The organism is Bradyrhizobium sp. (genome assembly GCF_027451485.1).
Taxonomy (GTDB): Bacteria; Pseudomonadota; Alphaproteobacteria; order Rhizobiales; family Xanthobacteraceae; genus Bradyrhizobium.
Genome location: NZ_DAIDJE010000137.1, coordinates 1 through 7,405 on the forward strand (window position 1 = coordinate 1; position 7,405 = coordinate 7,405).

Sequence of the window (7,405 nt, forward strand, 5' to 3'; positions counted from 1 at the left end):
GATTGGGCATGCCTAATATAGGGATTGCTGCACCGCCCTTGCCACTCGCTTCGCCACTGCTAGAGTTGGTCCGAAACGGACATTCCTCGGCGGGCGCTGGCCCCGAGTGGGCGCTGGCCCCGAGAAAGACATTTGGATGAAGGACGATACGCGCTCTCGCGACGACGCGGCGTCGCGCGGAAGCTCGGCCATACCGATCGCGGATGCCGCGGCGGCGAGGCTGGTGCCGGGAAGCGAGGTCTACGCCGCGCTCGATCTCGGCACCAATAACTGCCGCCTGTTGATCGCATGCCCCACCGAAGACGGCTTTCGCGTGGTCGATTCGTTTTCGCGGATCGTGCGCTTGGGCGAAGGCATTTCGGCCACCGGCTGCATCAGCGAAGCGGCAATCGAACGCGCGATCGCCGCGCTCGCCGTTTGCCGCGACAAGATCAGGTCGCGGAAGGCAAGGCGGCTGCGGCTGATCGCAACCGAAGCTTGCCGTGCTGCCGCCAACGCCGACGGATTTCGCGACCGCGTCGCGGCCGAAACCGGCATTCGTCTCGAGGTCATCGACCGCGAAACCGAGGCCGCGCTGGCCGTGATCGGCTGCTCGCCGCTGCTCGATCCCACGGGACGCGGCGCGATCCTGTTCGACATCGGCGGCGGATCGACCGAACTGGTGCGGATCGAGCGCGATCCCTCGTTGCGGGACGCAACGCCGCGCATCAAGGCCTGGATGTCGATCCCCCTCGGCGTAGTGACGCTGGCCGAGCATTTCGGCGGCCGCGACGTCACGGCGCAATCCTACGCGGCGATGACCGCTGAAGTGGCGCGGCATGTCGAGGCCTTCGCCGCCGAGCACAGCCGTGACCTGACCGACATGCACCTGCTCGGTACCTCAGGCACCGTGACGACGCTCGCCGGCGTTCATCTCAACCTGCATCGCTATGACCGGCGTCGGGTCGACGGGGTCTGGATGAACGATGCGGAGATTACCGCGACCATCGCGCGGCTGCTGCGCATGAGCTACCAGGAGCGCGCCGCCAATCACTGCATCAGCGTCGAGCGCGCCGATCTGGTGCTCGCCGGTTGCGCCATCCTTGATGCGATCCGTCACGCTTTCCCGCTGCCGCGGCTGCGGGTGGCCGACCGGGGGCTTCGCGAAGGCATGCTGGTGGAGATGATGCGCGAAGACGGCGCGCTGGCTGGCCGGTAAGATATCGTTCCGGGATGGTGCGCAAGCATCCGACCCGGACCCTCGAGATTCCGGCTTCGCTCGTTGCACTCGCGCCCGGAATGACAAGCGAGATCATATGGCGAAAGACACGACCGGGCGGCTGCACGTCACCGTCAAGAGCGCGGGCAAGCGCAAGCTGTCCTCAAAGCTCTGGCTGGAGCGGCAGCTCAACGATCCCTATGTGACGCGCGCCAGGCGCGAGGGCTTTCGCTCGCGCGCGGCCTACAAGCTCACCGAGATCGACGACAAGTATCATTTGTTCAAGGTGGGCATGACGGTGGTCGATCTCGGCGCTGCGCCGGGCGGCTGGAGCCAGGTCGCCGCCAAACGAGTCGGCGTCGCAAGCGGCAAGGGCAGGGTGGTCGCGATCGATCTGCTGGAGATGCCTGAAATTGCAGGTGTCACCTTCGCACAGATCGATTTCCTCGACCAAAGCGCGCCGGAACGCCTGATGGTTATGATGGAAGGCCGCGCCGATGTCGTGATGTCCGACATGGCGGCCAACACCACGGGTCATCGCAAGACCGACCAGCTGCGCATGGTCGGGCTGGTTGAAACGGCCGCGGCCTTTGCCGCCGAGGTGCTGAAACCCGGCGGCACGTTCCTCGCCAAGACGTTTCAAAGCGGCGCGGACGCCCAACTGATGGGGCAGTTGAAGCGCGATTATGCGAGCGTGCGCCACGTCAAGCCCGCTGCGAGCCGGCAGGACTCGTCCGAGCGTTATGTGCTGGCGACGGGGTTCAGGGGCGGGAACGCTTAGCCGCGTTCCCGGATGCAGCGCTGCGGGAGCCGCATTCAGGCATTTCGGCGGGCTCGGCGCAGTCCGATGCGGGTTCAGGCGGTCTATTGGTCCATGCTCTCGTGGCAGCGGCAACGCTACGCCGCGACTGCGACACGAGCGAGTCTCACCCCAGCTTCTGATCCCGCGCATCCTGGGTGCCCTGGCTGGCAGCCTTGACCGCCTCCTTCGCCGCGCCCTTGCGGCTGGAAATCTCGACCGCCTTGCGGCCGGAAATTTCGTGGCCGGCATCGTCGGGCATGCGCCAGAAGAGGAGGGCCGACATCGCCGAGATCACGCCAACCACGAGAAACGCCGGCGCAAAGGCTTCCGCAGTGAGCTCCTGCATGTGGCGAATCCAGAGCGTCGATTCCACACAGAAGGCGCCGACAGCGACGCCGGCCGAAATCGCCAATTGCTGGTTGACGCTGACGAGGGTGGTGGCGCGGCTCATCTGCGGCGGTTCGACCTCCGCATAGGCGACGGTGTTGATCGCGGTGAATTCCAGGGAGCGGAAGAACCCGCCGACCACCAGGATGATCACGATCAGCAGCAGCGGAGTCGTGACCGTGAACAGCGCGCAGGCGGCGAGGAAAACCGAGCTGATAACAGCGTTGACGGTCATCAGGTTGCGGAAACCGAAGGTGCGGATCAGCCGCGCGGCCAGCGTCTTCATGCCCATCGCGCCGACAGCGGTCCCGAAGGTGACCAGCCCCGACTTGAACGGGCTGAGACCAAAGCCGATCTGCATCAACAGCGGCAGCAGAAAGGGCAGCGCGCCGATGCCGAGCCTGAACATGAAGCCGCCGACGATGCTGGCGCGCATGGTCGGTAGATGCAGCAGGGTGAAATCGAGCACGGGAGAGGCGGTTCGCCGGGCGTGGATGACATAGAGTGCCATCGAGATCGAGCCGATCGCCACCAGCGTGGCGACGACACTCCACGGCAGGAGATTGAGTCCGGCGACTGAAAGGCCAAAGGCGATGCCGGCCAGTCCGATGCCCGCCAGCACCATGCCGTAGAGGTCGAACCGTTCCGGATTTTCACTCTTGATCGGATCGATGACGCGCAGCGCCATGAATATGCCGAGCAGGCCGATCGGGATGTTGATCAGGAAGATCCAGTGCCAGGAGAAATAGGTGGTGATGAAACCGCCGAGCGGCGGCCCGATCACGGGACCGACCAGCGCCGGCACGGTGACCCAGGCCATTGCGTTCACCAGCGCGCTCTTGTCGATCGAGCGTAACAGCACGAGACGCCCGACCGGCGTCATCATCGCGCCGCCGACACCTTGCAGCGTTCGGGCGATCACGAAATCCGTCACCGAGCCCGATAGTGCGCAGCCGATCGATCCGGCCATGAAGACCGCGATCGCTGTCGAGAACACAAGCCGTGCGCCGAAGCGGTCGGCGGTCCAGCCGCTCGCCGGAATGAACACGGCAAGCGACAGCAGATAAGAGGTGATAGCGAGCTTGAGCGTCAGCGGGCTCGTTCCGATGTCGCCGGCAATCGCGGGCAGCGACGTCGAGATGACGGTCGAATCCATGTTTTCCATGAACAGTGCCGTGGCCACGATCAGCGGGATCAAGCGTTGTTTGTTCATGAAAATGGGAGGGCGGGGAGGGAGGAGAAGGAACCCGAAGAGCCGCCTCTATCATTTTGCTCTTCGAGCGGCCATCGCGAAGATTGTTTGGAACTTTCTGTCGACGAGTGTGTTAAGTGCGCAACTTCAAAAAGGTTTTAGGTATGGGGGTGTCGCAAGTGCCTTGCTTTTGTCCCGATTCCCGCAGAAACCTTAATGCGCAACCATGTGCATAGCTTCTCTGCGCGTTATGCCTGTTACGGGGTTGTGCCATTGGGAGCCTTGTGACACTCAGCCTCATCTGAGCCGCCGAGCTCACATTCCCGTCAAATCTTGAAGAAGGAAAAACCCAAGCATGGGGTTTCGTCTGCTGTTCGTTGCCGCCGCCCTCCTTGTGCTGGCTCCCGTTGAAGCCTCGGCCGAGGGCCTGTTGCATCGCGCCTCCTGTTCGGTCGTGCGATATTACGTTGCCAAGTACAGCGCCGAAATGGCTGAGGCCTGGGCGCGAAGCAAGGGCGCAACCGAAGCCGAGATCGCGGCCGCCCGGCGTTGTCTTGATAGCGGATCATCGCGCGTTCGCACAGCGCAGGAATTTCACTATTAAATGAGAAGCGATTCCGCGGGTTGCGCTTGCATCCGCGGTCGTTTTTACCACCGCAAGGACGGTGGTTGTGGGCCATCCGCAGGAATGCGGAATGGCCCCTTTGATTCGTGATGGTGGCATGCTAACGACCACCGCCAACCCTATCGATGGGCCCGATTCGACGGTGAAGCCAGCTTTCGCCGTCGCCTTGGCTTATCCAGAATTCAGACGGAGTTGGTAATGGCGCAGGTGCAGGGACTTCCGGCGATCAGTGAAGCTTTCACGTTCGATGACGTGCTGCTGAAACCTGGCCTTTCCGACATCCTTCCATCCGAAGCCGATATCCGCTCGCGGGTCACCCGCGCCATTCCGCTCAACATCCCGATCATGGCCTCGGCCATGGACACCGTCACCGAAGCCCGCATGGCGATCGCGATGGCGCAGGCCGGCGGCGTCGGCGTCATTCACCGCAATTTCGATCCCGAAGGCCAGGCGGCGCAGGTGCGTCAGGTCAAGAAGTTTGAATCCGGAATGGTGGTCAATCCGCTCACCATCGGTCCGGATGCGATGCTGTCGGATGCGCTGGCGCTGATGAGCACCCATGGTTTTTCCGGCATTCCGGTGGTTACCGGCGCCGGCGAAGGACGGCCGGGAAAACTGGTCGGCATTCTCACCAACCGCGACGTGCGCTTTGCCACCGATCCCCGGCAAAAAGTCTCCGAACTGATGACGCACGAAAACCTCGTGACCGTGCGCGAGGGGGTCAGCCAGGACGAAGCCAAGCGAATGCTGCACAAGCATCGCATCGAAAAGCTTCTGGTCGTCGACGATCAATATCGCTGCGTCGGCCTGATCACCGTGAAGGATATGGAGAAGGCGGTTGCGCATCCGCTCGCCTGCAAGGACGCGCAGGGCCGGCTTCGCGTGGCGGCGGCGACCACGGTCGGCGAGGGCGGCTTCGAGCGCACCGAGCAACTGATCGATGCCGGCGTCGATCTGGTCGTGGTCGACACCGCCCACGGCCATTCCGCGCGGGTGCTGGAAGCGGTCAACCGCATCAAGCGGCTGTCCAATGCCGTGCAGGTGATCGCCGGCAACGTCGCCACCAGGGAAGGCGCACAGGCGCTGATCGATGCGGGCGCCGACTCGATCAAGGTCGGCATCGGCCCGGGCTCGATCTGCACCACACGAATTGTCGCCGGTGTCGGCGTGCCGCAGCTCACTGCGATCATGGATGTGGTCGAGGCGGCAAAAAAGGCCGACGTGCCTGTCATCGCCGATGGCGGCATCAAGTTCTCCGGCGATCTGGCCAAGGCGCTCGCCGCAGGCGCCGACATCGCGATGGTCGGCTCGCTGCTTGCCGGTACTGACGAGACGCCGGGCGAAGTGTTCTTGTGGCAGGGCCGCTCCTACAAGGCCTATCGCGGCATGGGCTCGGTCGGCGCGATGGCGCGCGGCTCCGCCGATCGTTACTTCCAGCAGGACATCAAGGACACGCTCAAGCTGGTGCCGGAAGGCATCGAGGGGCAGGTCCCGTACAAGGGACCGGTCGCCAATGTCATGCACCAACTCGCCGGCGGCCTGCGCGCCGCAATGGGCTATGTCGGTGCGCGTAACATCGCCGAGTTCCACGACAAGGCGCAGTTCGTACGCATCACCGGCGCGGGCTTGCGCGAGAGCCACGTGCATGACGTGACGATCACGCGCGAGTCGCCGAATTATCCCGGCGGGGTGTAAGCTCCCTCCTTTCATTTCGGGCTCGATGCTGTCGCATCGCTTAGGAATGAGCGAACTATCCAGAATCGCTCCCTCGCCATGGCGGAGCAGCGCATACGCATCATGCAACATGGTCTATGGGGCTGACCGGACTTCCATAGTACATCCGGCGTGCGGCGCAGCGCCGCAAGAGAGAACGTGCGGATGTTGCAGCAGGTGAAGGCCGAGAAGCCGGCATCGCCGCCTGATGGCCTGCCGATCGAACGCCGGCTCTGGGCGGTGGTCGCGATCTCCGCCGCGGTGGCGATGGCTTCGCTGGACACCGCGATCGCCAACATCGCTTTGCCATCGATTGCCACCGACCTTAGCGTGAGCCCGGCGGACGTGGTCTGGGTCGTCAATGTCTATCAGATCGCGCTGGTGGCGACGCTGCTGCCGCTCGGCGCCTTGGGCGAGATCGTCGGACATCAGCGCATCTATCTCGGCGGCCTCCTGCTGTTCACCATCGCCTCGCTCGGATGCGCGATGGCATGGTCGCTGCCGAGCCTGTTGGTTGCGCGTGTGTTGCAAGGCCTCGGCGCCTCCGGCCTGATGAGCGTGAATTCGGCGCTGATCCGTTTTGTCTATCCGAGCCGGATGATCGGCCGCGGATACGGCTATAACGCGCTGGTGGTGGGCACCGCCTTCACCTTCGGACCGACGATCGCGTCCGGTATCCTCGCCTTCGGCGCCTGGCCGTGGCTGTTTGCGGTCAACATTCCCTTTGGTCTGGTGGCGATGGCGATCGGCATGCGGACGCTGCCGCGGACGCCGCGTGCCGATCATGGTTTCGATTTTCTCGGCGCGGCGCTCGCGGCGATGTGTCTCGGCCTCGTCATTCTCGGCGTCGGCAGCGCGGCGCACCGGGCCTCGCCTGGTCCGGTCGTCGCCGAACTCGTGACCGGAATCGCGCTTGGCCTGCTCCTGATCCGCCGCCAGGCCGACCATCCGGCGCCCATGCTACCGGTCGACCTCTTTCGCCGGCCGATGTTTGCGCTTTCGGCCGCCACGGCGGTCTGCTCGTTTGCGGTGCAGGGCATCGGCTTCGTATCGCTGCCATTCTATTTCGAAGATGTCCTGCACCGGAGCCAGGTAGAGACCGGTTTCTTCATGACGCCGTGGCCGCTGGTGGTCGCGATCATGGCGCCGATCGGCGGGCGGTTGAGCGATCGTCATCCGGCAGGCCTGCTCGGCGGGATCGGCCTCGTCATGCTCGGTATCGGCATGGCGCTCCTGGCGACGCTGCCGCCTTCGCCCGGCATTCTCAACATCGTCTGGCGGATGGCAGTTTGCGGGCTCGGCTTCGGCTTCTTCCAGACGCCGAACCTGCGCGCGATCATGTCGAGCGCGCCGTCCGGGCGCAGCGGCGGCGCGAGCGGCATCGTCGCAACCGCGCGCCTGACCGGACAGACTACGGGCGCAGCACTTGCCGCGCTGTGCTTTGCGCTGGCCGGCCACGACGGCGCGACGGTCGCGCTGGCGCTTGGT

At 64.3% G+C, this 7,405-nt stretch carries 6 protein-coding genes; 5 read left to right on the forward strand and 1 reads right to left on the reverse strand.

The window, feature by feature from the left end:
* Window positions 1-136 precede the first annotated feature (136 nt).
* Both NEZ08_RS17495 and NEZ08_RS17500 read left to right on the forward strand, forming a co-directional pair.
* Window positions 137-1,198 (forward strand): Ppx/GppA phosphatase family protein, encoded by a 1,062-nt coding sequence (locus NEZ08_RS17495; RefSeq protein ID WP_298109454.1) that lies wholly within the window; start codon window positions 137-139, stop codon window positions 1,196-1,198.
* 97 nt (window positions 1,199-1,295) lie between these two features.
* Entirely contained in the window at window positions 1,296-1,979 is a 684-nt protein-coding gene (locus tag NEZ08_RS17500) for an RlmE family RNA methyltransferase (RefSeq protein WP_298109456.1), read from the forward strand.
* Window positions 1,980-2,124: 145 nt separating this feature from the next.
* Here NEZ08_RS17500 and NEZ08_RS17505 read toward each other — a convergent pair whose 3' ends face one another.
* Complete coding sequence (locus tag NEZ08_RS17505; RefSeq protein ID WP_298109459.1) at window positions 2,125-3,600, reverse strand: DHA2 family efflux MFS transporter permease subunit; 1,476 nt, start codon at window positions 3,598-3,600, stop codon at window positions 2,125-2,127.
* Window positions 3,601-3,934: 334 nt separating this feature from the next.
* Here NEZ08_RS17505 and NEZ08_RS17510 point away from each other — a divergent pair, with 334 nt between their 5' ends.
* The 3 genes from NEZ08_RS17510 to NEZ08_RS17520 form a co-directional block, all read left to right on the forward strand.
* A complete protein-coding gene (locus NEZ08_RS17510; RefSeq protein WP_298109462.1) occupies window positions 3,935-4,183 on the forward strand; it encodes a hypothetical protein in 249 nt (82 codons plus the stop codon).
* A 219-nt stretch (window positions 4,184-4,402) separates the two neighbouring features.
* Window positions 4,403-5,899 (forward strand): IMP dehydrogenase, encoded by a 1,497-nt coding sequence (gene guaB / locus NEZ08_RS17515; protein ID WP_298109465.1) that lies wholly within the window; start codon window positions 4,403-4,405, stop codon window positions 5,897-5,899.
* A gap of 183 nt (window positions 5,900-6,082) precedes the next feature.
* The coding region (locus tag NEZ08_RS17520) for an MFS transporter (RefSeq protein ID WP_298109468.1) at window positions 6,083-7,405 on the forward strand (1,323 nt) is incomplete at its 3' end.

Excerpts from the sequence above, each read along its gene's own strand:
- NEZ08_RS17495 (WP_298109454.1), top strand. The coding sequence starts at position 137 with ATGAAGGACGATACGCGCTCTCGCGACGACGCGGCGTCGCGCGGAAGC.
- NEZ08_RS17500 (WP_298109456.1), top strand. The coding sequence starts at position 1,296 with ATGGCGAAAGACACGACCGGGCGGCTGCACGTCACCGTCAAGAGCGCG.
- NEZ08_RS17505 (WP_298109459.1), bottom strand. The coding sequence starts at position 3,600 with ATGAACAAACAACGCTTGATCCCGCTGATCGTGGCCACGGCACTGTTC.
- NEZ08_RS17510 (WP_298109462.1), top strand. The coding sequence starts at position 3,935 with ATGGGGTTTCGTCTGCTGTTCGTTGCCGCCGCCCTCCTTGTGCTGGCT.
- guaB (WP_298109465.1), top strand. The coding sequence starts at position 4,403 with ATGGCGCAGGTGCAGGGACTTCCGGCGATCAGTGAAGCTTTCACGTTC.